General features: G+C 67.1%; 1 protein-coding gene. It reads right to left on the minus strand.

The features are described 5' to 3' along the window. A partial coding sequence (locus EN786_RS36370; RefSeq protein ID WP_135910083.1) for a PAS domain-containing protein occupies positions 1-374 on the minus strand: 374 nt, incomplete at both ends.

The following is a 374-nucleotide window of genomic DNA, read 5'->3' on the forward strand; positions in this document are numbered from 1 at the left end:
GTTGGCAAGCCCGGTCAGCGCGTCATGGGCGGCGGCGTAGGCCAGTTGGCGCTGCAGGGCGCGCGCGTCGGTGAAATCCTGGAAGACGATGACCAGGCCGCAGAACTCGTGGCGGTCGTTCATGATCGGCGACACCACCTGGCGGATGCTGCAGCGCGTGTCGTCGCGCCGCACGAGGACCGCGCGCGTGTTCTGGTCGCTGGAAGACCGCTCACTCGCCGAAGGACGCGTCAGGCCGATCCGCTGCCCGCTTTCCTCGTCGACCGCCCAGTAGACATGACCGAGCACCTTTCCCAAGGCCTCTCCCACGGCAACGCCGGTGAGCTTTTCGGCAACCGGGTTCATGAAGGTGATGCGGTTGGCGGCATCGGTGC

This window comes from Mesorhizobium sp. M4B.F.Ca.ET.143.01.1.1, assembly GCF_004792275.1.
Lineage (GTDB): Bacteria > Pseudomonadota > Alphaproteobacteria > Rhizobiales > Rhizobiaceae > Mesorhizobium > Mesorhizobium abyssinicae.